The 22,788-nt window shown below is 74.3% G+C and carries 20 protein-coding genes and 1 tRNA gene; 16 read left to right on the top strand and 5 right to left on the bottom strand.

Translation table 11 applies throughout. The features are described from left to right. Positions 1-9 precede the first annotated feature (9 nt). Positions 10-921, bottom strand: coding sequence for an aromatic prenyltransferase (locus tag OG715_RS20955; RefSeq protein ID WP_266270349.1), 912 nt, complete (start codon positions 919-921; stop codon positions 10-12). 430 nt (positions 922-1,351) lie between these two features. Here OG715_RS20955 and OG715_RS20950 point away from each other — a divergent pair. From OG715_RS20950 to OG715_RS20915, 8 genes are all read left to right on the top strand, one after another. After that, positions 1,352-1,424, top strand: a tRNA-Lys gene (locus OG715_RS20950). Between the two features lie 386 nt (positions 1,425-1,810). After that, the gene (locus OG715_RS20945; RefSeq protein WP_266270348.1) at positions 1,811-3,628 is read left to right on the top strand and encodes an LCP family protein; all 1,818 of its coding nucleotides are present in this window, start codon (positions 1,811-1,813) and stop codon (positions 3,626-3,628) included. A 187-nt stretch (positions 3,629-3,815) separates the two neighbouring features. Next, positions 3,816-4,601: a VOC family protein gene (locus tag OG715_RS20940; protein ID WP_266270347.1), complete on the top strand. Its 786-nt coding sequence runs from the start codon at positions 3,816-3,818 to the stop codon at positions 4,599-4,601. 126 nt (positions 4,602-4,727) lie between these two features. Further along, positions 4,728-5,510: an HAD family hydrolase gene (locus OG715_RS20935; protein WP_266270346.1), complete on the top strand. Its 783-nt coding sequence runs from the start codon at positions 4,728-4,730 to the stop codon at positions 5,508-5,510. Further along, positions 5,507-7,918 (top strand): glycoside hydrolase family 65 protein, encoded by a 2,412-nt coding sequence (locus OG715_RS20930; protein ID WP_266270344.1) that lies wholly within the window; start codon positions 5,507-5,509, stop codon positions 7,916-7,918. The genes OG715_RS20935 and OG715_RS20930 overlap by 4 nt, the downstream gene beginning before the upstream one ends. A 117-nt stretch (positions 7,919-8,035) precedes the next feature. Next, entirely contained in the window at positions 8,036-9,775 is a 1,740-nt protein-coding gene (locus tag OG715_RS20925) for a pyruvate dehydrogenase (RefSeq protein WP_266271758.1), read from the top strand. Between the two features lie 97 nt (positions 9,776-9,872). Continuing rightward, entirely contained in the window at positions 9,873-10,580 is a 708-nt protein-coding gene (locus OG715_RS20920) for a helix-turn-helix domain-containing protein (RefSeq protein WP_266270342.1), read from the top strand. A gap of 31 nt (positions 10,581-10,611) precedes the next feature. Next, positions 10,612-10,839: a DUF6126 family protein gene (locus OG715_RS20915; RefSeq protein ID WP_266270341.1), complete on the top strand. Its 228-nt coding sequence runs from the start codon at positions 10,612-10,614 to the stop codon at positions 10,837-10,839. 28 nt (positions 10,840-10,867) lie between these two features. On the opposite strand, the gene pdxR is transcribed toward OG715_RS20915, so the two are convergent. Then, a complete protein-coding gene (gene pdxR, locus OG715_RS20910) occupies positions 10,868-12,520 on the bottom strand; it encodes a MocR-like pyridoxine biosynthesis transcription factor PdxR (protein WP_266270340.1) in 1,653 nt (550 codons plus the stop codon). A 165-nt stretch (positions 12,521-12,685) separates the two neighbouring features. On the opposite strand from pdxR, the gene OG715_RS20905 reads away from it, so the two are divergent. Further along, positions 12,686-13,600 carry a hypothetical protein gene (locus tag OG715_RS20905; RefSeq protein ID WP_266270339.1) on the top strand — a complete coding sequence of 305 codons (915 nt, stop codon included), beginning with the start codon at positions 12,686-12,688 and terminating at the stop codon, positions 13,598-13,600. 31 nt (positions 13,601-13,631) lie between these two features. Here OG715_RS20905 and OG715_RS20900 read toward each other — a convergent pair whose 3' ends face one another. Further along, positions 13,632-14,102 (bottom strand): carboxymuconolactone decarboxylase family protein, encoded by a 471-nt coding sequence (locus OG715_RS20900; protein ID WP_266270338.1) that lies wholly within the window; start codon positions 14,100-14,102, stop codon positions 13,632-13,634. Between the two features lie 104 nt (positions 14,103-14,206). Here OG715_RS20900 and OG715_RS20895 point away from each other — a divergent pair, with 104 nt between their 5' ends. The 4 genes from OG715_RS20895 (at position 14,207) to OG715_RS20880 (ending at position 17,838) form a co-directional block, all read left to right on the top strand. After that, positions 14,207-15,100: a sigma-70 family RNA polymerase sigma factor gene (locus OG715_RS20895; protein ID WP_266270336.1), complete on the top strand. Its 894-nt coding sequence runs from the start codon at positions 14,207-14,209 to the stop codon at positions 15,098-15,100. Between the two features lie 214 nt (positions 15,101-15,314). Further along, the gene (locus tag OG715_RS20890; RefSeq protein ID WP_266270335.1) at positions 15,315-15,689 is read left to right on the top strand and encodes a YciI family protein; all 375 of its coding nucleotides are present in this window, start codon (positions 15,315-15,317) and stop codon (positions 15,687-15,689) included. Between the two features lie 98 nt (positions 15,690-15,787). Next, positions 15,788-17,038 (top strand): RNA polymerase sigma factor, encoded by a 1,251-nt coding sequence (locus tag OG715_RS20885; protein WP_266271757.1) that lies wholly within the window; start codon positions 15,788-15,790, stop codon positions 17,036-17,038. After that, on the top strand, positions 17,035-17,838 hold the full coding sequence (locus tag OG715_RS20880) for an alpha/beta fold hydrolase (RefSeq protein ID WP_266270334.1): 804 nt from the start codon (positions 17,035-17,037) through the stop codon (positions 17,836-17,838). Before OG715_RS20885 ends, OG715_RS20880 begins: the two co-directional genes overlap by 4 nt. A gap of 83 nt (positions 17,839-17,921) precedes the next feature. Here OG715_RS20880 and OG715_RS20875 read toward each other — a convergent pair whose 3' ends face one another. Then, a complete protein-coding gene (locus tag OG715_RS20875; protein WP_266270333.1) occupies positions 17,922-18,503 on the bottom strand; it encodes a GNAT family N-acetyltransferase in 582 nt (193 codons plus the stop codon). A 143-nt stretch (positions 18,504-18,646) separates the two neighbouring features. Here OG715_RS20875 and OG715_RS20870 point away from each other — a divergent pair, with 143 nt between their 5' ends. Next, the gene (locus tag OG715_RS20870) at positions 18,647-20,494 is read left to right on the top strand and encodes a serine/threonine-protein kinase (protein ID WP_266270331.1); all 1,848 of its coding nucleotides are present in this window, start codon (positions 18,647-18,649) and stop codon (positions 20,492-20,494) included. Between the two features lie 113 nt (positions 20,495-20,607). Then, positions 20,608-21,108, top strand: a complete 501-nt coding sequence (locus OG715_RS20865) for a hypothetical protein (protein ID WP_266270330.1) — start codon at positions 20,608-20,610, stop codon at positions 21,106-21,108. A gap of 103 nt (positions 21,109-21,211) precedes the next feature. Here the strand turns inward: OG715_RS20865 and OG715_RS20860 are convergent, their stop codons facing one another. Continuing rightward, a complete protein-coding gene (locus OG715_RS20860; RefSeq protein WP_266270329.1) occupies positions 21,212-22,009 on the bottom strand; it encodes an NRDE family protein in 798 nt (265 codons plus the stop codon). Positions 22,010-22,288: 279 nt separating this feature from the next. On the opposite strand from OG715_RS20860, the gene OG715_RS20855 reads away from it, so the two are divergent. Further along, entirely contained in the window at positions 22,289-22,783 is a 495-nt protein-coding gene (locus tag OG715_RS20855; protein WP_266270328.1) for a carboxymuconolactone decarboxylase family protein, read from the top strand. Positions 22,784-22,788 lie beyond the last annotated feature (5 nt).

Genomic DNA, 22,788 nt, shown 5'->3' with positions numbered 1-22,788 from the left:
TGTCGCGGGTTACGACTCGGCGACGAGCATCTTCTCGACCGGCCGCCGCCACTGGTAGTACGACTGGATCTTGTGGTACTCGCCCTTGGGCGTGACCGTCACGCCGTAGACGAAGTTGCGGCCCTCGGTGCTGTACGGGGCGTCCTGGACCAGCCGGACGATCTGCGGGGCGACGGTCACCGGCAGCGCCAGCGGCTCGGGCGTCATGACCGAGTAGGTGATCCGCGAGATCTTCGGGGAGTCCCAGCTCAGCGTGGCGTACATGACGAACGCCTTCTCGTTGAACGTCAGCAGCTCCTCGCTCGGGGCCGGCAGGCCCAGTTCGGCGAGCAGCGAGCGGACGCCCTCGGGCTCGAAGGTCGTCCGCGGCACCCGGCCGGAGGCGCCGCCGCCGAAGTAGAGGTTGACGGTCCGGCTGCCGTAGTCGATGCCGACGGTGCTGACGATGTCCGACAGGCCGTAGCGGTCGAAGAGCTCCAGGTTGGCGGTGATGCCCTCCGGTGCCGACGGCAGCGCGGCGACCTCACGGACCGTCAGCAGCCGCTCGATGGTGGGGAAGGACCAGGTCTTGGTGAACCCGGCCCGGACTCCGAAGTCGACGCCGCAGCTGTCGATCGGGAGCTCGCCGTGCACCTCGGCCAGCAGCTTGCCGACGGGGTGGTCGGTCTTCTCGGCCAGGCCGTTCGCCAGCGCGACGGCGTAGGGGTCCAGGCCCCGGGGGAGCATGGTGAACCGGCAGTCGAGGTCATCGGCACCGAGCGGGCTGTTCTGCACCCGGAAGGAGATCACCGACTCCGGCAGCACGTCCTGGTACGCGGTCAGGATCGGCCACACCGTCTCGCGCTCGAAGGGTACGTCCACCACGCGGGCGGTTCCCTCGACGGCCGCGTAGAAGTTCTCCAGGAAGGCGCTTTCCGACATTCTTCTTCCACCTGTCCAATCGTGGCGTCTGTGTGGATCGGGGGTTGGATCTTGGGGGTTCGCCGCGGGTCGTACACGCCGCGACGTCGCACAGCCGTCAGCCACGGGCCGCGCACCCGCGCCGGGGACCGGGCGGGTGCGTACGCCGAGGCACACGTGGGTGACGGACGGACCGAGGGAATCAACACCGTGCCGACCTAAGACCTGGTCCGACCTGCGGGGACCGGCGGTTCTGGCACTCAACACCCGCCCCCGGAACGGGTTTTGGGCAGGGTGGGCGTGCAGAAATAGTGACACGCGCCCCGCCCCGGGCCAAGCCCCCCGGAAAGTGACCTGGGTCACGCCCCCCGATGCCGGCCCCGGGCCCCCGGACGCGGGGCGGTATTCGGCGGCACGGGGCGGCCCGGTCTGGCATGATGTCCACGGTGTCGGGGTGCTAGCTCAATGGGTAGAGCAGCGGACTTTTAATCCGTAGGTTCAGGGTTCGAGCCCCTGGCGCCCCACCGACGCGAAAGGCCCGGGCCGGAGACCTCCGACCCGGGCCTTCGTCGTTCCACCGGTGCCGAACGGCGCCCGTCCGGGCGGGCCGTGCCGCCGCTCGGCCCGGCCGCGCCGCATGTCGAGGAGTTCGGGCGCCGGAGGCTGCCGGGGGTGCGGCCGGTGACTCAGAGCATGCGAACAATGCATTCTGACGATCGGTTTGTATGATCCGAGCCGGGCCCGTTGGGGGACATCGGGCCCGCGCGGAGGGCTGCGGACGGCGCGGCCGGGAGTGTTCGTCGGTTATTGCGACTGTCGTACGTGCAACCCGGGGGCGGTCCCGACCGTCTCTCTGTGTGCAGTGCGTCCGGCGTAGTGGACGCAGCGTCCGCCGGTGAAAGGTTCAGGCATGTCAGGTCAGTGGGGCGAGGGTCCGGCTCGCGGTGACGACGCGCCCGGTGCGTTCACGGCCGACGGTGCCGCCGGCGGCGCGTCCGGCACACCCGGCGCTCCGGTGCCCGGGCCCCGGCCCGGCGGTCGCGCCGAGGCCCGACGGGCCGCCCAGGGCAAGCCGGGCCCGGCCCCGGCCCAGGCCCAGGCCGGGACGCCCGCGGCCGGTGGCGGACGGGCCGCGGCCAGGGCCGCCGCCCGCAGGCCGAAGCGCAACGTCAAGAAGATCGTCGCCTGGTCCGCCGCCGGCGTGCTCGTGCTCCTGGCGGGCACCGGCGGGCTGATCTACTACCAGCTGAACGGCAACATCAAGTCCTTCGACGCGGACGCGATAGCCAAGGACCGCCCGCCGGAGGCGCAGGCCGACGCGGACGGCAACAAGCCCGTCAACCTCCTGCTGATCGGCTCCGACAGCCGGGGCAAGAACAACTCCGACCTCGGCGGCGGCGATGACGGCGGCGCCCGCTCGGACACCACGATCCTGCTGCACGTCTACGCCGACCACAAGCACGCCGTGGGCATCTCGATACCGCGCAACGCGATGGTGGCCATACCGTCCTGCAAGCTGCCCAACGGCAAGTGGAGCAAGGGGTCGAACAGCGAGCTGTTCAACGCGGCCTTCTCCGTCGGCGGCACCGACGAGGGCAATCCCGCCTGCACCCAGAACACGGTGGAGAAGCTCACCGGGATCCGGGTCGACCACACCATGGTGGTGGACTTCCAGGGTTTCGCGGCGATGACCAAGGCGGTGGACGGCGTGGACATCTGCCTGCCCGAGGACATCCACGAGAAGGACCTCAACGACAAGCTGCCCGCCAAGGGCGCCGTGGTCCTGAAGAAGGGCCCGCAGAAGGTGCAGGGCCAGCAGGCGCTCGACTACGTGCGGCTGCGGCACGGCATCGGCGACGGCTCCGACATCGGCCGGATGAAGCGCCAGCAGGCGTTCATCAGCTCCCTGGCGGCCAAGATCAAGAAGCAGGGGCTCAACCCGACCACCCTGCTGCCGCTCGCCAACGCCGCCACCAGCTCGCTCACCGTCGACCCCGGCCTCGACAGCGCCGACAAGCTGATGTCCTTCGGCCTCTCGCTGCGCAACATCGACCTGCACGACCTCAAGTTCGTCACCCTGCCCTGGCGCTTCCGCACCGTGGACAAGAACATCGACATCGACGCCGCCGTCGCCAAGAAGCTCTGGGACACCCTCAAGGCCGACCAGACCATCGACGGCCAGAACGCCACCGGCGAGCAGCCGGCGGAGGCCCCCTCCCCGACCGCCCCGCCGGCCGTCGCCGCGACCACCGCGACCACCCCGGCGGCCGCGGCCCACGCCGCCGCGGCCGGCTCCCCGCTCGCCGACACCAAGAACATCAAGGTGTCGGTCTACACCGGCACCAGCGCCACCGGCATGGCCGGCAAGGCGGCCGAGCAGCTGACGGCGGCCAAGTTCACCGCCACCGCCGTCGGCCGGGCGGACAACCTCAAGTACACGACCACGATGGTCCAGTACGGCTCCGGGCAGAAGGCGAACGCGGAGAAGGTCGCCGCGGTGTTCCCCGGCGCGGTGGTCGAGCCCGGCACCTCGGCCGGGGTCACCGTGATCGTCGGCAAGGACTTCGCGGCGGCCAACGGCGCCGCCGCTCCGGGTGCCTCGGGCAGTGCCTCGGCGGCCCCGTCCGCCCCCGCCGTGCCGCAGCCGCTGCCCAGCAGCATCGTCGCCGACGCCCGCTCGGCGGACGACAACATCTGCGACAACACCACCTACGGCTCCGGCGGCTGACCGCCCCGTCCCCGGCCCCGCGCCGGGGAGGGAGGCGGTGGCGGAGGCGGCGCCGGGACGCCGTCCGGTGGCGGGATCGCGGAGGCACGGCGATCGTGGGCGGTGTACGGCCGTCCGGCCGCGCGGTCCGAGCGGGCCTGCGCCCGGCGGCCCGTCCGGCGGAGGACCATCGCTTGGAGGCCCAGGAATGCCCGTAGTCACCGCACCGTACAAGCCCGGCACCCCGTGCTGGGTGGACCTGATGGCGAGCGACCAGCAGGCCGCGCTCGACTTCTACCGCGACCTGTTCGGCTGGCAGGGCGAAGTCGGCCCGCCCGAGTTCGGCGGCTACGCCGTGTGCTCGCTCAACGGCAGGCCGGTCGCCGGGATCATGGCCCGCTCCGGCCCGGAGGGGCAGCCGCTGCCCCCGGTCTCCTGGACCACCTACCTCGCCGCCGACGACGCCGACGCGGCCGGGCAGGCCATCTCCGGGGCCGGCGGCACCATCCTCTACCCGGTCATGGACGTGGGCGACACCGGCCGGATGCTGGTCGCGGCGGACCCGACCGGCGCGGTCTTCGGCGTCTGGCAGAAGCTGGAGTTCATCGGCGCGGGCGTCGTCAACGAGCCCGGCGCGCTGGTCTGGAACGAGCTCAACACCACGGACACCGCGGTGGCCGGACGGTTCTACCAGCAGGCGCTCTGCCTGCGCCCCGCCACGGTCCAGGGCATGGACGGCTTCTACTCGCTCAACGTCGGCGACCACACGGTGGGCGGCATGCAGCCGGTCGCCGGGTACCTGCCGCCGGGCACCCCCTCGCACTGGATGACCTACTTCTCGGTGGACGACACCGACTCCACGGTGGACGCCCTGGTGAAGGCCGGCGGCTCGGTGGTCCAGCCGCCGTTCGACATGCAGGCCGGGCGGATGGCGGTGGTCACCGACCCGCAGGGCGCGGTGTTCGCGCTCACCTCCACCCCGGACTCCCCCTGAGCCCCGCACCGCCCACGGGGCCCGGACGCCTCCCGGGCCCCGCCCGTGCCGCCCCGGCCGCCCGTTCCCGCGACGCGCCGCCGGGAATGGGCGGTCGAACGCGCCCCAGCGGGTAAGACTGCACCCATGCTGGGGCTACCGGACGACATCCGCGCTTTCCTGTTCGACCTCGACGGGGTGCTCACCCAGACCGCCACGGTGCACGCCGCGGCCTGGAAGGACACCTTCGACGACTTCCTGCGTGCCGAAGCCGCCCGCACCGGCGGGCCGTTCACCCCCTTCGACGCCGTCGCCGACTACGACGCGTACGTGGACGGGCGGCCCAGACTCGACGGCACCCGCGCCTTCCTCGGCAGCCGGGGGATCGAGCTGCCCGAGGGCACCGACGCCGACCCGCCCGGCACCCGCACCGTGCAGGGCATCAGCCGGGCCAAGAACGACACCGTGCTGCGGATGATCCGCGAGCAGGGCGTCGCCCCCTACCGGGGTTCGGTCGACTACGTGCGCCGGCTGCGCGCGCTCGGCCTGCCCACCGCCGTGGTCTCGTCCAGCGCCAACTGCCGCGACGTGCTGCGCGCCGCCGGCATCGAGGGCTACTTCGACGTGATCGTGGACGGCCTCGTCGCCGCCCGGGACGGACTGCCGGGCAAGCCCGCGCCGGACACCTACCTGGCCGCCGCCCGGGCCCTGGGCGTCGAGCCCGCGCACGCCGCCGTGTTCGAGGACGCGCTGGCCGGGGTCGCCTCCGGCCGGGCCGGCGGCTTCGGCGCGGTGGTCGGGGTGGACCGGGTCGGCCAGGCCGACGAACTGCGCCGCGACGGCGCCACCGCGGTGGTCCGGGACCTCGCCGAACTGATCCCCGACCCCGGGCCGCAGGCCCCCGACAAGCCCGAGGAGACACCGGCATGACCGGCCAGGAGCAGCCCTTCGTCGTCGACCCGTGGCAGGTCGTCGAACCGGGCCTCGACCTCACCTCGATGGCCCGCGCCGAATCCGTCTTCGCGCTCTCCAACGGCCACATCGGCCTGCGCGCCAACCTCGACGAGGGCGAGCCGCACGGCCTGCCCGGCACCTACCTCAACGGTGTCTTCGAGCTGCGCCCGATGCCGTACGGCGAGGGCGGCTACGGCTACCCGGAGTCCAGCCAGAGCGTCATCAACGTCACCAACGGCAAGATCGTCCGACTGCTGGTCGACGACGAGCCCTTCGACCTCCGCTACGGCGAACTGGTCAGCCACCGACGCTGGTTGGACTTCCGCGACGGCCTGCTGCGGCGGTCCGCCGAGTGGACCTCCCCGGCCGGGCGGACCGTCCGGGTCGACTCCACCCGGCTGGTCTCGCTCACCCAGCGGGCGGTCGCCGCGGTCGAGTACACCGTGGAGGCGGTGGACGCCCCGGTGCGGATCGTGCTGCAGAGCGAACTCGTGGCCAACGAGCAGCTGCCCGGCGGCGCCGACGGCGACCCGAGGGCCGCCGCCGTCCTGGAGGCCCCGCTGATCGCCGAGGCCAACCACGCCGGCGGGACGAAGGCGGTGCTGGTGCACCGCACCCGCTACAGCGGCATCCGGGTCGCCGCCGGCATGGACCATGTGATCGAGGGGCCGGACCGGCTGGACACCGTCGCCGAGGCGGAGGACGACCACTGCCGGATCAGCGTCACCACCGTGCTGCGCCCCGGCGAGCGGCTGCGGCTGGTGAAGTTCATGGCCTACGGCTGGTCCGCGACCCGCTCGCTGCCCGCCGTCCGGGACCAGGTGGAGGCCGCGCTGACCGCCGCCCGGTACACCGGCTGGGACGACCTGGTCGCCGAACAGGCCGAATTCCTGCGGGAGTTCTGGGAGACCAGCGACGTCGAGATCGACGGCGACGTCGAACTCCAGCAGGCCGTCAGGTTCGCCCTCTTCCACGTCCTCCAGGCCGGGGCCCGCAGCGAGGAGCGCGCCATCCCGGCCAAGGGGCTGACCGGCCCCGGCTACGACGGCCACAGCTTCTGGGACACCGAGGCCTTCGTCCTGCCGGTGCTCACCTACTGCCTGCCGTCCGCCGTCACCCAGGCCCTGCGCTGGCGGCACACCACCCTGCCGATGGCCCGCGAGCGCGCGGTCCAGCTCGGCCTCGCCGGGGCGGTGTTCCCCTGGCGGACGATCCGCGGCGAGGAGTGCTCCGGCTACTGGCCGGCCGGCACCGCCGCGTTCCACATCGGCGCGGACATCGCGGTCGCCGTCGCCCGCTACGTCCGGACCAGCGGGGACGTCGAGTTCGAGCGCGAGTACGGGCTCGAACTCCTGGTGGAGACGGCCCGGATGTGGCGCTCGCTCGGCCACCACGACGCCGCCGGCCGGTTCCGGATCGAGGGCGTGACCGGCCCCGACGAGTACAGCGCCGTCGCCGACAACAACGTCTACACCAACCTGATGGCGCAGACGAACCTGCTGGCCGCCGCCGAGTCCGCCGCCCGGCACCCGCGCGAGGCCGCGGCGCTCGGCGTCGACACCGAGGAGACGGCGGCCTGGCGGGACGCCGCCGCGGCGATGTTCGTGCCCTACGACGCCGACCTCGGCGTCCACCCGCAGGCCGACGGCTTCACCGACCACCAGGTCTGGGACTTCGAGAACACCCCGGCGGAGAACTACCCGCTGCTGCTGCACTACCCGTACTTCGACCTGTACCGGAAGCAGGTGGTCAAGCAGGCCGACCTGGTGCTCGCCATGCAGGTGCGCGGCGACGCGTTCACCGACGAGCAGAAGGCCCGCAACTTCGCCTACTACGAGCGGCTGACCGTCCGCGACTCCTCGCTCTCCGCGTGCACCCAGGCGGTGATCGCCGCCGAGGTCGGGCAGCTCGACCTCGCGTACGACTACACCGCCGAGGCCGCCCTGATGGACCTCCACGACCTCGGCGGCAACACCCGGGACGGCCTGCACATGGCCTCGCTCGCCGGGGCCTGCATCGCGCTGGTGGCGGGCTTCGGCGGACTGCGGGACCACGGCGAGGCGCTGTGGTTCCGGCCCAGGCTGCCGGCCGGGCTGACCCGGATCGGCTTCTCGCTGCTGATCCGCGGCAAGCTGCTGCAGGTGCGGATCGACCACGACGAGACCACGTACACGCTGCGCCGGGGCGATGTGATCCACCTGGGGCACGACGGGGAGCCGGTGCAGGTGAAGGCCGGCGAGCCGGTCTCGCTGCCCACCACCGCGCCGCCCGCCCAGGAGCGCTGCGCCCAGCCCCCCGGGCGGGAACCGGCCCGCCGCCAGCCCCAGGCGGGCGTGCCCGGCGGCCGCATCTCCTCCGGCCCGGACCACCTCGCGGCCGAGTAGGCCCGGTACCTCCTCCGCCGCCTCCCTCACTCCGACGGCCGTCCCGGGGTGCGGGGGGCGGCGGAGCGGCGGAGGGTGCTGGTGTCGTGCGTCCCCGGCAGTCCCCGACGGCAGGAGATCCCCGTGGTGAGTGTGGCCGAGCAGATGGTGGCGGTGCTCCGGCAGGCCGGCGTGGAGCGGGTCTACGGCGTGGTCGGCGACAGCCTCAACCCCGTGGTGGACGCCATCCGCCGGACGGACGGCATCGCCTGGGTGCACGTCCGCAACGAGGAGGCCGGTGCCTTCGCGGCCGCCGCCGAGGCCGAGCTGACCGGCCGCCTCGCGGTCTGCGCCGGCTCCTGCGGCCCCGGCAACACCCACCTCGTCCAGGGCCTCTACGACGCGCAGCGCAGCGGCGTCCCGGTACTCGCCCTGGCCTCGCACATCCCCTCCGGCCAGATCGGCACCGGCTTCTTCCAGGAGACCCACCCCGAGCGGGTGTTCACCGACTGCAGCGGCTGGTGCGAGATGCTCTCCACCGCCGCCCAGATGCCCCGGCTGCTGCGGATCGCGATCCAGCACGCCCTCGGCGCCCGGGACGTCTCGGTGCTGGCCTTCCCCGGTGACGTCGCGGCGCTGTCCGCCGCCGCGCCGACCGGCGGCAGCCACTTCCTCACCGAACGGGCCGTCGCCGCCCCGCCCTGGTCCCAGGTGCAGGAGCTGGCCCGGCTGCTCGACGCCGCGCCCAAGGTGGCGCTGTTCTGCGGCGCGGGCGTCCGCGAGGCGCACGCCGAGGTGATGGAGCTCGCGGCCGCCCTGTGCGCGCCGGTCGGGCACTCCCTGCGCGGCAAGGAGTGGATCCAGTACGACAACCCGTACGACGTCGGGATGAGCGGCCTGCTCGGCTACGGCGCCTGCCACGAGGCCCTGCACTCCGCCGACCTCGTGCTGCTGCTCGGCACCGACTTCCCCTACGACTCCTTCCTGCCCCAGGCCCGCACCGTCCAGGTGGACCACGACGCCACCCGGCTCGGCCGCAGGACGGCGCTGGACCTGGCGGTGCACGGCGACGTCCCGGCCACCCTGCGGGCGGTCCTGCCGCTGCTGGAGCGCAGGACCGACCGGTCCTTCCTCGACGACATGCTGCGCCGCCACTGCCGGGCGCTGGAGGACGTGGTCGGCGCCTACACCCGGGACATCGGCAAGCACCTGCCGATCCACCCGGAGTACGTGGCCTCGGTGCTGGACGAGGTGGCCGCCGAGGACGCCGTCTTCACCGTCGACACCGGCATGAACAACGTCTGGGCCGCCCGCTACCTGCAGCCCAACGGGCGCCGCCGGGTGATCGGCTCCTTCCTGCACGGGTCGATGGCCAACGCGCTCCCGCACGCGATCGGCGCCCAACTGGCCTTCCCCGGGCGGCAGGTGGTGGCGATGTCGGGCGACGGCGGGCTGTCGATGCTGCTCGGCGAGCTGCTCACGGTGGCCAGGCACCGGCTGCCGGTGAAGACCGTGGTCTTCAACAACGGCGCGCTCGGCATGATCAAGCTGGAGATGCTGGTCTCCGGCTACCCGGAGTCGGAGGTCGACAACGGCGACGTCGACTACGCCGGGATCGCCCGGGCGATGGGCATCCCGGCCAAGCGGGTCACCGAGCCGGCGCGGGTGCGGGAGGTCCTGGCGGAGGCGCTGGAACGGCCCGGCCCGGCGCTGGTGGACGTGGTCACCGACCCGAACGCGCTCTCCGTGCCGCCGCACATCACCGCGGCCCAGCTGAAGGGATTCGCGCTGGCCGCCGGGCGTACGGTGCTGTCGGGCGGGGTCGGGCGCATGATCGACCTGGCCCGGTCCAACCTGCGGAACATCCCCCGGCCGTAACCTTCGGTCCTGGGGCGGTTCGGCCTCCGGCCCCGGAGCAATTTGCCTCTTGGGCAAAAAGTTTGCCCGGGCGGCACAAGAGGTGTCCACTGGGCACATGACCACCAGCCCAGCCGGTCCGCCCGCCGGACCCGGTGCCCCCGCCGACCTCGGCAGTCTCTCCGACCCCGGCAGCCCCGCCGCCGTCCCGGACGCTCCCGCGGAAGAGCACGGGACGCCGGAGGTGGCCGGCCTCGCCGCGAGGCTGCGCGAGCACCGGCTCGGCAGCCGCCTCACCCTGGAGGTCGCCGCCGCCCGGGTCGGTCTCTCCCCAGCCTACTTGTCCCGGCTGGAGACGGGGCGCCGACAGCCCTCCCTGCCCGTCCTGCTCGGCCTCGCCCGCGCCTACGGCACCTCCGTCTCCGGTCTGCTCGGCGAGGCGTTCACCGAGCCCGACCCGGTGGTGCGCGGCGGCGCGATCGAACCGGGCCGGGCCGGCGGCTGGGGCTACCGGCGGGCCGGCGCGCCCGGCCGGGCGATGCAGGCGCTGCGCGTGCACGTCCCCCCGGGCGTGCAGGACGCGGTGGTCCGGGTCCACCCGGGCGAGGAGTGGCTGTACGTGCTCCGCGGCCGGCTCAGGCTGACCCTCGGCGAGCGGGTCCACCTGCTCGACGAGGGCGACTCGGCGCACTTCGACTCGCTCACCCCGCACTGCATCGCCGCCGACTCCTCGTCCGGGGTCGAGCTGCTCTTCATGCACACCCTGCTGCAGAGCCCCGGCGGCGAACTCTGTCTCGGCGGCGGTCCCGCCGCCCCGCACCACTGATCCGACGTCAGGACATCCGGAGGAGATCACCATGGCCGATCCCACCACCACCGAGACCGGGGCCGTGTCCGCCCCCGCCGCCGTCCCTGCCACCGTCCCGGCCCCCGCGGCCGTGCGCGCGAAGCCGGCCAAGACCATCGACGCGGGCAAGCAGGCCAACCGCCGCATCGGCGTCCGCCTGGTGATCTACACCGTCGCCACCCACGCCTTCGCCGGCTTCATCCTGCTCCTCTTCGAGCTGGGCAACCGCAACAAGTAGCCCGCCGCCGGGGGCGGTTCAGCTCTCTTCAGCTCTCGCGGAGGACCCCGCAGAGGGCGTCCAGGGCGGCCGGGAAGGCGCGGTCGGACGGGGTCGCGTAGCCGACCACCAGGGCCGGTCCGGCATCCGGTGCGGCGTCCGGTGCGGTGTCCGACCGGTTCTCGGGAGCGGGCAGGCCCAGGGCCCGTTCGGCGTCCGGCCCGGCCCGGTACCAGTCGAGCCCGGTGAGGACCAGGCCGGCCGCGCGGGCCCGCTCCAGCAGCTCCGCCTCCGGGCGCGAGCCCGGCGGCAGCTGCAGGACGGCGTGCAGTCCGGCGGCGATACCGGTGACCCGGACCTGCGGGGCCCGCTCGGCGAGCGCCGCGACCAGGAGGTCCCGGCGGCGCCGGTAGTGCAGCCGGCAGCGCCGCACATGCCGGTCGTAGCGGCCCGAGGCGATCAGCTCGGCGAAGGTGAGCTGGTCGGTGACCGGGCTCATGGTGTCCGCCAGGGCCTTGAGCCGGGCGACCGGTTCGACCAGCTCGTCCGGGAGGGCCAGCCAGGCCAGCCGCAGACCGGGGGCCAGGCTCTTGGCGGCGGTGCCGCCGTACACCACGCGGTCCGGGTCGAGCGCCTGCATCGCCCCGAGCGGCTGCCGGTCGTAGCGGAACTCGCCGTCGTAGTCGTCCTCGATCACGTACCCGTCCCGCTCGCGGGCCCAGCGGACCGCCGCCGCCCGGCGGTCGGCGGACAGCGCGGCACCGCTCGGGAACTGGTGGGCCGGGGTGAGCAGCACCGCCCCCGGGCGCTCCGCGGTCCCGCCCGCCCCGCCCAGGTCGTCCAGCAGGTCGGTCCGGGCCCCGTTGCAGTCCAGCGGCAGCGGGGCCAGGCCGAGCCCCGCCGCCCGCAGCACCTCGCGCTGCGGCGGCAGCCCGTAGCCCTCGACCGCGATCCGGCCCGCCCCGCGCCCGCGCAGCGCGGCGGCCAGCAGGCCGAGGCCCTGGCCGAAGCCGGAGCACACCAGCAGCCGGTCCGGGTCGGTGCGCACGCCCCGGACCCGGGCCAGGTAGTCGCAGAGCGCCCGCCGCAGCTCGATCCGGCCGAGCGGCGAGCCGTAGTCGAAGGCGTCGTGCGGGGCGACGGCCAGCGCCCGGCGCGCGCTGGCCAGCCAGGCGCTGCGCGGGAACAGCGAGAGGTCGGGCCGCCCGGCGAGCAGGTCGTGCCGCCCGGTGGGGCGGCGGTCGGCGCGGGCGGCGGCGGGGCGCCCGGCGGGCCGGGGCGCGGCGCGGTCGGCGACGGTGGTGCCGGAGCCCGGCCGCGCGCCGAGCCAGCCCTCGGCGGTCAACTGCCCGTACGCCTCGACGACGGTGTTGCGGGCGATGCCGAGGTCCTCGCCGAGCGCGCGGGAGGACGGCAGCCGGGTGCCCGGGGCGAGCCGCCCGTCCTGGACGGCCTCGCGCAGCGCGTCCTCCAGGGCGGCGCGCAGCCCGGCCCCGGCGGCCCGGCGTTCGGTGAGGTCGAGGTGCAGATCGCCGCCGAACGCCGTCCACGGGGCGTGGCCGCGGGCCCGGCCGCCGCGGGGTGCGTCGGGGGAGGCGTCGGGAGTGGCGGCGGGGGTGTCCCGGGGGGCGCTCCGGGGGGTGTCGGGAGCGTTCCGGGGGGCGCTCGGCACGGGGCCGGGGGTCGTTCGGGGGCGGCTCATGGCGGGATTATCGCCGCACTCCCCGCGGCCTGCGGATCTCCGGTACATTGCGCCGGACGCACGACCGCGGTGGGGGTGGCGAACATGGGTTACCAGTACGGGAGTTCAGCGGTTCCGCGGCGAAGAAGGCGACCCGGCGGCGGGGGCTGCCTCGGGGCCTTCCTGATGCTGCTGTGCTGCGCGGCGCTGGGCTACCCGCTGGCCCTGCCGGTACTGCTGCCGGCCCTGATGGGCGCCCAGGCCCCGCCCCAGCACACCACCCCCGGGCAGGTCGCCGTCCTGGCCGCGATCTCCTACGCGGTCGCCCTGCTGCTGGACGGGCAGGCCGCCCGGCGCCGCCGCCGGGTCGCGCCCTGGGTGGTGCCCGCCCGGGCGGCCGTCCTGGCCGGCGCCTGCTCGCTGCTCGCCCACCTGGTCGGCGCGTACGCGGTGCCGGAACTCCTCGGCACCCAGGACCCGGCCTCGGCGAACGGCTACGCCCTGCAGTGCCTCGCGGTCGGCGCCTTCGCCTGGGGGTGGCGGACCTCGGTCCGCGCCTGGTCCGGCGACCTGCTGGAGCGGCCCCCGGTCCGCCCGGCCCGCACCGGCGCCGGGCGTTCCTCCGCGCGCACCACCACCGTCTCCCGGCCGTCGGCGGGGGAGGTGTGGGTGGCGATGGTGCCGTTCCGGGACCGGGCCGAGGCCGCCCGGCACTACTGCGTCGTGGTCGGCACCCGGCCCGGCCACGCCGAGGTGCTGCAGATCACCAGCAAGGACAAGGGCCACCGGGACGACTACATCCGGATGGAGAACGAGGGCTGGGACCGCACCGGCAAGGCGTCCTGGGTCGAGATCGGGATGGCCCCGCGCCGGGTGCCCTACGAGAGCTTCCTCTCCGACCACCCGCAGGGCCCGTGCCCGCCGCGGATCTGGCGGGAGATCCAGCGCCGCCAGGCCGCCCTCGGCGCCGCCCCGGCCCCGGCCCCGGCCCCGCGTCCGGCCCCGACCTCGGCCCCGCGTCCGCGTCCGGTCGGCGGCCCGGCCCCGACCGCCCGCGGCCCGCGCCGCCCCCCGACCTCCGCCGGCGGCCGCCAGTCCTGACCCTTTCGGCGGCCGTCGGGCCGGACCCGGATCAGCTCCAGGTCGCGCCGGCGGGCTCCTGGACGGTCGCGTTGATCCGGTTGAAGAAGTTCGTCAGCCCGATCATCAGGATGATCGCCGAGAGCTGCTCCTCGTTGAAGTGGTCCGCCGCCGCGTCCCAGACCGTGTCCGGCACCGCCTGGCCGGAACGGTCGGCGATCCGGGTCGCCGCCTCGGTGAGTTCGAGCGCGGCCCGCTCCTCCTCGTCGAAGAACGGCGCCTCCCGCCAGGCGGCGACGGCGTGCAGCCGCTCGTCCGTCTCCCCGGCCTTCTTGGCCCCGGTGACACCGGCGAACACACAGGCGCTGCACCCGTTGATCTGACTGGCCCGCAGGTGCACCAGCTCCAGGATCCGGTGCGGGACCCCGCCCTGGTACATCGCCTTGTAGATGCTCTGGATGCCCTTCATCGCGTCCGGCAGGACCATGGCGGGGTTCTTCATACGGGCGGTGCGGCTGGTCATCGGTGGATCCTCCGGGTCTGGGTGGTCCGCGTCGGCCTCGGCGTCACGCGGAGCGGTTAACGTCCGTCGAAGAACTGACGGATCCCGACGCGAGGATGTGACAGGTGGACGGGGAAGACTTTCTGGCGGCCCGCTTCGAGGAGCAACGGCCCCATCTCCGGGCGGTGGCCTACCGGATGCTCGGCTCGCTGAGCGAGGCCGAGGACGCGGTGCAGGAAGCCTGGTTCAAGCTGAGCCGCTCCGACGTGAGCGAGGTGGCCAACCTGGCGGGCTGGCTGACCACCGTGGTCGGACGGGTCTGCCTCGACCTGCTGCGCTCGCGGGCGTCCCGGCGCGAGGACCCGCTGGAGCACCAGGACGGCCAGGAGGTCCGGCTGCCCGATCCGATCATCGGCGGCATCCGGGCCCTCGACCCCGAACAGGAGATACTCACGGCCGACTCGGTCGGCATCGCCCTGATGATCGTCCTGGAGACGCTGGGACCGGCGGAACGGCTCGCCTTCGTCCTGCACGACATGTTCTCGGTGCCGTTCGACGAGATCGCCCCGATCCTCGACCGCACCGCCGCCTCCACCCGCCAGCTCGCCAGCCGCGCCCGGCGACGGGTCCAGGGCGCCGCACCCGCGCCGGACGCCGACCTGGCGCTGCGCCGCGAGGTGGTGCGGGCGTTCCTGGCCGCCGCCCGCGGCGGGGACTTCGAGGCGCTGCTCGCCGTCCTCGCCCCCGACGTGGTGGCCCGTTCCGACGGCGGCACCCTGCGCCCCGCCACGCTCCGGCGCGGCGCGACCGAGGTGGCCACCGGGGCGAGCCTGTTCGGATCGCAGTTCACCGGCGAGTCCCGGATGGTGCTGGTCAACGGGGAACCGGCGGTGGCCAGCTTCCTCGACGGACACCCGCTCTCGCTCGCGGTGTTCACCGTGCGCGGCGGCAAGGTCGTCGCACTGGACATCTTCACCGACCCGGAGCGGCTGGAGCGACTCGGCCTGTCGGCCGCCTGAGGCCGTGCCGACGGCCTGACGCCGTGCGCGCCGCCGTCGGCCGGGTCGTGGGACACCCCCACGGCCCGGCCGGCGGCACACCCCTACCCCCGGTCGTCCCCGTGCGGCAGGATGTCGAAAAGATCTTGTCCAGGATGTCGAGGCCCCGCGGCCCGCTCCGACCGAAGGGTGAGAGCGCGCCGGACGGAGCGCACCGACCGGGAGGACACCCGAGATGAAGTACCTCGCCATGATCTACGGCAACCAGGCGAAGTGGGACGCGTTCCCGGCCGAGGAGTGGCCGGAGGCGATCGCCAAGCAGGAAGCCTTCAACACCAAGTACCGCGAGAGCGGCGAACTCCTCGGCGCCTACGGCCTCGCCGACGCCGCCGCCGCCCAGCTGGTCCGCCGCGCCGACGGCCTGCCCGTCGTCACCGACGGCCCGTACCTGGAGACCAAGGAGTACCTGGCCAGCTTCTACGTCCTCGACTGCGAGAGCCTGGAGCGCGCCCAGCGGATCGCCGCCGACATGCCGTACGCGGACGTCGACCCGGTCGAACTGTGGCCGATCCTGCACGAGTCCCCGTCCCCCGACGCGGCGGACGTGTGAGCGGCGGCCCACAGCCCGGACCGGGCGTCCCCGAGGGCCCGACGCCGGGACCGGGCGTCCCCGAGGGCCCGACGCCGGGACCGGGCGTCCCCGAGGGCCTGCTGCGCGAACTCGCGCCGCAGGCCCTCGGGGCGCTGGTGCGCCGCCACGGCCGGGGCCTGTTCGACGCCTGCGAGGACGCCGTGCAGGAAGCGCTGCTGGCCGCCGCCACCCAGTGGCCGGCCGACGGCCTGCCGGAGAACCCGCGCGGCTGGCTGGTGACGGTCGCCACCCGGCGGCTGGTCGACACCGTCCGCAGCGAGGCGGCCCGGCGCCGCCGCGAGGACGCCCTCGCCCTCGCCACCCCGCAGTCGGCCCTGCTCGGCCCCGCCCCGGACGCGGCCGCCGACGCCGACCGGGACGACTCCCTGCACCTGCTGTTCCTCTGCTGCCACCCCGAACTGTCCGCACCCAGCCGGATCGCCCTCACCCTGCGCGCCGTCGGCGGCCTGACGACGACACAGATCGCGGCCGCGTTCCTGGTGCCGGAGGCCACGATGGCCCAGCGGATCAGCCGCGCCAAGCAGACCGTCCGCACCTCCGGCCTGCCCGCCCGACAGCAGGCCGAACGCCTCGCCGAGGTCCGGCAGGTCCTCTACCTGATCTTCAACGAGGGCTACACCACCAGCGGCGGCGAGGACCTGACCGCCCCCGAACTGTCCACCGAGGCGATCCGGCTGACCCGGCTCCTGCTCCGGCTGGTCCCGGACGACCCCGAGACCGCCGGACTGCTCGCCCTCATGCTGCTCACGGACGCCCGCCGACCCGCCCGCACCGGCGCGGGCGGAGTCCTGGTGCCGCTGGCGGAGCAGGACCGCTCGCGCTGGAACCGGCCCCTGCTGGATGAGGGCGTGGCCCTGATCGGCCGGACCCTGCCGCGCGGCCCGGTCGGCCCGTACCAGGTCCAGGCCGCGATCGCCGCCGTCCACGACGAGGCGCCGGACGCGGAGTCCACGGACTGGCCGCAGATCCTGGCCCTCTACGACGTGCTCGAAGGCTTCGGCGCCAACCCCTTCGTCACCCTCAACCGCGCCGTTGCCCTCGCCCTGGTGGAGGGCCCGGCGGCCGGCCTGGCCGCGCTCGCCCCGTTGGCGGAGGACCGGAGGTTCGCCCGCCACCACCGCCTCCTCGCCACCCGGGCCCACCTGCTGGAACTGCTCGGCGACCCGACCGCCGCCACCGTCTACCGCGACGCCGCCCGCCGCACCACCAGCGCCCCCGAACGCCGCCACCTCACCGACCGGGCCCGCCGACTGGAGACCGACCGGCCTTCGGAGACCGACCGCCGACTGGAGACCGAGCAGCCATGACCGAACGCACCGTGGTCCGCGACGACGTCACCCTCCTCTGCCACGACCGGGGCGGCGACGGCCCGCCGCTGCTCCTGCTGCACGGCCTGGCCGGGTACGGGGGCGAGTGGGACACGCTCGCCCGGCACCTCTGGCCGGGGTTCCGGGTGGTCACCGTGGACCAGCGCGGCCACGGCGCGAGCACCCGCCGTCCGGCGGACGTCTCCCGGGCCGCCCACGTCGCCGACGTGGTCGCCGTGATCGAGCAACTGGACCTCGGCCCGGTGACCCTGCTCGGCCAGTCCTACGGCGGGCACGCAGCGATGCTGGCCGCCGCCGCGCATCCGGAACTCGTCGAGCGCCTGGTGATGGTCGAGGCCGGACCGGCCGCCGGCTCCGCCGAGACCGTCGCCGACATCGCTGCCTGGTTCGCCTCCTGGCCCACGCCGTTCGCCACGGCCTCGGCCGCCGTCGAATTCCTGGGCGGCGGCCCCGTCGGCGAGGCCTGGGCGGCCGGGCTCGAAGAACGCGCCGACGGCCGGCACCCGCGCTTCGACCCCGACGTCATGGTGGCGGCCCTCACCGACAACACCCACCGCTCCTGGTGGCCCGAGTGGGCCCGGATCGCCTGCCCCACCCTGGTCGTCCTCGCGCAGTCCACCATCATCGACGCCGAGCAACTCGACCGCATGCACCACGACCGCCTCGACATCCTCATGGCCAGCATCCCCGGTACCACCCACGACCTCCACCTCGAACGCCCCGAGGCACTGGCGGAGCTGCTCGAAGCCTTCTGCGCCACCGGAGCCGCTCGCCGGTAACCCGGCCGCCCGGCTCCCGCCCGCCGACCCCTCCGGCCCGCCCGGCCACTGCCACTGGCTCTTTCGCCGCGACCGCCGTGCCCCTACCGGAGTTGTTGCGGCGCCGTGCGCAGCCGGGCGTGCAGGTGGCCGTCGAGGGGGAAGGCGGGCGGGGTCGCGGGGAGGACGCGGTCGAAGGCGTACCGGCTCTTCTCCGCGACCCGGCAGGAGGCGGAGTTGTCCACCTGGTGCAGCAGTTCGAGCCGCTGGAGCCCGTCCGGGCCCAGGGTGTCGAGGGCCCAGTCGGTGAGCGCCTCCAGTGCGCGCGGTGCGACGCCCCGGCCTCGGGCGGGGGCGGCCGTCCAGTAGCCGACCTCGGCGGTGGACCCGCCGGGGGAGACCCGCTTGAGCACGAGGTTGCCCAGTAGCGGCCCCGGTTCCGCGTCCGGCCGCGCCTCCAGGACGGCGAAGGCGAACCGGTGCCCCGCCGCCCAGGCCTCCTGTTGGGTGTCCACCCAACGGAGCGCGTCCGCCTCGTCTTCCAGGACCGAGGTCGTCCAGCGGCGCAGCACCGGGTCCCGGTACACCTCGACGAGTGCCGGCGCGTCCTCGCTCCGCCAGGGCCGGAGCAGCAGAGCGGGGGTGGACGGGGTGGCGTCGACGCGCAGGACCACGGTGTCGTTCATCGGAGGATCGTATCCGGGCGATCGGCCGACGCCTGGTCAACAGCCATGACACCGCAGGCCGATGGGGGTGCCGTCGCCCGAGGGGCGCGTGGCAGACTGGGCGGCCGACGGACAGTTCGTTCGAGTAGGACACGGGGGCGGGCATGAGCGGTCGGGGGACGGTGCTCGGCGGGCGCTACACCCTGACCGAGCGCATCGGCGGCGGCGGGATGGGCGCCGTCTGGCGGGCCGAGGACTCGGTGCTGGGGCGTCCGGTGGCGGTGAAGATCCTCCATCCGGCGCTGCTGGCGGACGTGACCTTCGCCGAACGCTTCCGCCGCGAGGCGCGCATGCTCGCCCTGCTGGACCACGCCGGCATCGTCGATGTGCACGACTACGGCGAGGAGGAGCCGCCGGACGCGGACGGCGACCGCCTCGCTTACCTGGTGATGGAGCTGGTCGACGGCCGGCCGCTGGACCGGGTCCTCGCCGCGGACGGCGCCTTCCCGCCCGCGCGGGCGCTCGGACTGCTCGCCGAGGCGCTGGACGCCCTGCACGCCGCGCACCGGCGCGGCATCGTGCACCGGGACGTCAAGCCGTCCAACCTCATGCTCCGGGCCGACGGCCGGGTGACGGTCACGGACTTCGGCATCGCCCGCTCCATGGCCGGGACCAGGCTCACCGCCTCGCACGCGGTGATCGGCACCGCGCTCTACATGGCCCCGGAACAGGCCGAGGGCAAGGCCGTCACCCCGGCCGTCGATCTCTACGCGATCGGCGTCGTCTGCTACGAACTGCTCGTCGGCAGGCCGCCGTTCACCGGCGGGGGCATGCTGGAGGTGGCGCTCAAGCACCTGCGCGAGCCCGCGCCGGAGCTTCCGGGGGACATCCCGCCGGCGGTGCGCGCGTTCGTCGCGACGGCGCTGGCGAAGGACCCGGGGGACCGGTTCGCCGACGCTGCCGCGATGGCGGCTGCGGCCCGGGCGGCGGCGGGCGGCGAAGGGCCGTCGGCGCTCCCGGCGTCCGCGGTCGCGGACGCGAAGCCTTCCGCCGCGAAGGGTGCCGCCGCGAAGGACGCCCCCGCGGAATCCGTCGCCGCCGTGGTTCCTGTGCCGAGCACGGAGCCGGCCGGGCGGATGCGCAGGCGCGGCTTCCTGGTGCCGGTGGTCCTGCCGATCGTGATCTCGGTCGGTACGGCCACCGTGCTGCTCGTCGACCGGGTGCCGTTCACCTCGCAGGCGCAGGAGCCGGGTGCGCCGCCTGCGGTCACGGTGACCATGACCGCCTGGCCGGCCGGTGCGTCGCCGACCGGGAGTCCGCCCCCGTCCCTGTCCGCCGTCCCGACCGCGCCGGGTGCTCCGTCGGGTTCGCCCTCGCCGTCCTCGTCGGCCACCCCGGCCGGGAAGCCCACGCCTTCGCCCACGACTCCGCCACCGGCCTCCGCCTCCCGGTCGGGCGGGTCCCCGTCCGCCGCCGCGAGCGCTCCGCCGCCGCCCCAGCAGTCGCCCGCCCAGGCCCAGCAGACCACCCCGGCGGCCCCGTCCACTGCTGCGACCACCGCGCCCCCGGCCGCGGTGCCCCCGGCGACCACCGCCCCCGGCGGCGCTCCGGCGAGCGGCTGCGGCGGCACCAACTGGGGCTACATCACCAATGTCGCCGACGGCCTCCGGATGGGCCTCTCCCAGGACGGCCTCGCCGGCGGCCAGGCCGTGGTCATGGGCGGCGCGACCGGCTACGGCTGGGTGCACACCGTTCCCAGCAGCTGGCACCAGTTCAACCCCTGCAAGCTGAACGCCCCCGTCCTGGTGCAGGAGATGGACAGCCGGGTGGCGCTGTCCAACGGCTTCAGCTTCCTCACCAACTGGACGGTCACGGCCGCGACCACCCCGGGGGCCTTCTACCTGAAGGACTACATGGGCCAGAACTGCCTGACCGACAACGGCGTCGGCGCCCAGCTCACCATGACCGCCTGCACCCCCGGCAACAAGTCCCAGGAGTTCCGCATCCCCTAGTGGCTGCTAACAGCTATTAGTAGCCGTTAAAGGCTGGACGTCGGCGCTGACGATGTGCCAGGATCGTCCTGCGGCCGACCGCAGGGGGCGGTCGCAGAAGGGGAGGACCAGTCATGTCCCAGGAGAACCCGGAGTACGTGTCGGTGCCGGTCCCGGCCCACCTTGTCCCGGCCGTGTACGCCTTCATCGCCGAGCGCAGCGGTGTCACGGCAGCTGCTGGCGCCACGCCCACCGCTGCGGACCTCGCGATCAGGTCCCCGCAGGGCGAGCAGCAGCGCCGCCGCGACGAGTGGACCGTCGAGGACCTCCGCACGCTGATCAGCGACCGCCGCGACTCCGTCCAGGTGGTCGTGGCCATTCTCGACATCCTCGCCGAGCAGCCCGGCACCCGGGTCGGCTACGGCGACCTGGCCGGGGCGCTGAAGCTCGACCGGACCCGGCTGCGTGGCGCGCTGTCCGGCTTCACCCGCGTCCTGAAGGCCCACTACGAGCGGGAGTTCTGGCCGATGTGGTGGACCGAGGTGCCTGCGGGCGAGGGTCGGGGCAGCGAGTTCGTGTACTACGTCAGCGATGTCGTCGCGAGGCGCTGGCGCGAGGCCCGTGCCGAAGTGTGAGCGGCGGTGAGAGGGGTCGAGTGGCGGTCAGCGTCACTCGGCACCTGCCGTCCGCCCGGCACCGTCCGCCCGGTTCCGTTCGTTCGTCGCTGGCGCGCGTCGCTCACAGCTCCACTCGTCGCCAGCCGTCGCCGCCCGGGCCCACCGGGGCAGGGGTGAAGTCGTAGCGGACGCCCTCCGGTCCGAGGGCGAGCAGGGAGATCGAGGAGGAGCCCCAGATCCGGCCGTCCCCGAAGTCGCGTCGCTGGACCAGGGCGGCGGGCGCGTCGAGGGGCAGTCCGTCCCCGGTGACGATCGGCAGCCAGGCGCCCCAGGCCCGTTCGGTCCCCGGGTCGTCGAGCTGCGGCAGTGGGCGGGGCTCGGCCTCGAACCGGGCCCGGAAGTGGTCGGCGCGGGCGGCCATCAGCGAGCGGATCCGCTCGGAGGCGGTGCGGTTCTCGGCCAGGCCCTCCGGTCCGTCGTTGAGGACCACGCTCAGCCCGGTCGGCAGGTCCAGTGCGGCGAGGCGGCCGCCGGTCCCGCCGCCCCAGCTCAGCACCCGGGCGCCGTCGGGTCGGACGACGACCAGATGGAACGGGTCGTACCGGTCGAGCTCAAGAGTGTCGATCCGGCCACCCCGGACGGCGAGCAGCGGCAGTTCACCGCGCGAGAGCCGGGCGGCCTCCGGTGCCGAGGTGCCGAAGCCGTTCAGCAGGCAGGCCGCGACCGGTCCGGAATCCCCGGAGCCCGTGCCGCCCGGCTCCACCGCGAGCCACGTCCCGCCGGCGACCAGATCCAGTCCGCCGACCGCCGAGGGCTGCGCGGGCCAGTGACTGCCGGGCGGCGACCAGCGCCGTCCCGTGTATTCGTCCCGCACCGACAGCAGCAGTACCGGCACCGCCGCGGACGGCTCGATGCTCACGAACGCCGTACACACGTCCAGTCCCCCTGACCTCGCCCTCCCCGCGATCCTCGCACGCCTGTTCGCCGGTCGGGAGGGGCAGGTCAACGGAGGGGTCCTGGGTGTGGGGTGTGCGGGGCACCTCGGGTGCCCCGCACCCCGCACCCCTCCGCCGTGCCACACTCGGCGCACCCGCCCCGAGGCCCGGGCGGCACCGGCTGCCCGCCACTGGAGTGGCCCATGATTTCCGCGCCCGAACGTACCGAACCGCCAGGCCACCGCGCCCCTAGGCTGAGCGCTATGACGACCACGAACAACACCCCCGTCACCTCCGCCGACGCCCCGGTCCCCGCGCCCGCCCAGCGCATCTCGCTCCCGGACCTCGCCCCCGACTTCTACAAGGCGATGATCGGCCTGGACCGCCGGGCCCGCCACGGCGTGGACCCGGTGCTCGCCGAGCTGGTCAAGGTGCACGCCTCGATGATCAACGGCTGCGCCTTCTGCATCGACATGCACAGCACCGACGCCCTTGGGGCCGGCGAGCAGAACCACCGCCTGCTCTCCCTCCCGGCCTGGCGCGAGACCCCGTGGTTCACCGCCAAGGAGCGCGCCGCCCTGGCGCTGACCGAGTCCTTCACCCTGCTCACCCAGGGCCATGTGCCGGACGCCGTCTACAACGAGGCGGCCGCGCACTTCGAGGAGGCCGAGCTGGCGCAGCTGATCGCGCTGATCATCACCATCAACGCCTGGAACCGGATCGGCGTCGGCACCCGGCTCAGCCCGGCCGCGAAGTAGCGGGG

Source organism: Kitasatospora purpeofusca (genome assembly GCF_036010405.1).
In the GTDB taxonomy this organism is placed as follows: domain Bacteria; phylum Actinomycetota; class Actinomycetes; order Streptomycetales; family Streptomycetaceae; genus Kitasatospora; species Kitasatospora purpeofusca.
The sequence above is the reverse complement of the archived record's forward strand: the minus strand, read 5'-3'. Positions and strand labels throughout refer to the sequence as shown.

Bases quoted from the DNA above. Each gene is read 5' to 3' on its own strand.
- OG715_RS20955 (WP_266270349.1), bottom strand. From the start codon at position 921: ATGTCGGAAAGCGCCTTCCTGGAGAACTTCTACGCGGCCGTCGAGGGA.
- OG715_RS20945 (WP_266270348.1), top strand. From the start codon at position 1,811: ATGTCAGGTCAGTGGGGCGAGGGTCCGGCTCGCGGTGACGACGCGCCC.
- OG715_RS20940 (WP_266270347.1), top strand. From the start codon at position 3,816: ATGCCCGTAGTCACCGCACCGTACAAGCCCGGCACCCCGTGCTGGGTG.
- OG715_RS20935 (WP_266270346.1), top strand. From the start codon at position 4,728: ATGCTGGGGCTACCGGACGACATCCGCGCTTTCCTGTTCGACCTCGAC.
- OG715_RS20930 (WP_266270344.1), top strand. From the start codon at position 5,507: ATGACCGGCCAGGAGCAGCCCTTCGTCGTCGACCCGTGGCAGGTCGTC.
- OG715_RS20920 (WP_266270342.1), top strand. From the start codon at position 9,873: ATGACCACCAGCCCAGCCGGTCCGCCCGCCGGACCCGGTGCCCCCGCC.
- OG715_RS20915 (WP_266270341.1), top strand. From the start codon at position 10,612: ATGGCCGATCCCACCACCACCGAGACCGGGGCCGTGTCCGCCCCCGCC.
- pdxR (WP_266270340.1), bottom strand. From the start codon at position 12,520: ATGAGCCGCCCCCGAACGACCCCCGGCCCCGTGCCGAGCGCCCCCCGG.
- OG715_RS20905 (WP_266270339.1), top strand. From the start codon at position 12,686: ATGCTGCTGTGCTGCGCGGCGCTGGGCTACCCGCTGGCCCTGCCGGTA.
- OG715_RS20900 (WP_266270338.1), bottom strand. From the start codon at position 14,102: ATGACCAGCCGCACCGCCCGTATGAAGAACCCCGCCATGGTCCTGCCG.
- OG715_RS20890 (WP_266270335.1), top strand. From the start codon at position 15,315: ATGAAGTACCTCGCCATGATCTACGGCAACCAGGCGAAGTGGGACGCG.
- OG715_RS20880 (WP_266270334.1), top strand. From the start codon at position 17,035: ATGACCGAACGCACCGTGGTCCGCGACGACGTCACCCTCCTCTGCCAC.
- OG715_RS20875 (WP_266270333.1), bottom strand. From the start codon at position 18,503: ATGAACGACACCGTGGTCCTGCGCGTCGACGCCACCCCGTCCACCCCC.
- OG715_RS20870 (WP_266270331.1), top strand. From the start codon at position 18,647: ATGAGCGGTCGGGGGACGGTGCTCGGCGGGCGCTACACCCTGACCGAG.
- OG715_RS20865 (WP_266270330.1), top strand. From the start codon at position 20,608: ATGTCCCAGGAGAACCCGGAGTACGTGTCGGTGCCGGTCCCGGCCCAC.
- OG715_RS20855 (WP_266270328.1), top strand. From the start codon at position 22,289: ATGACGACCACGAACAACACCCCCGTCACCTCCGCCGACGCCCCGGTC.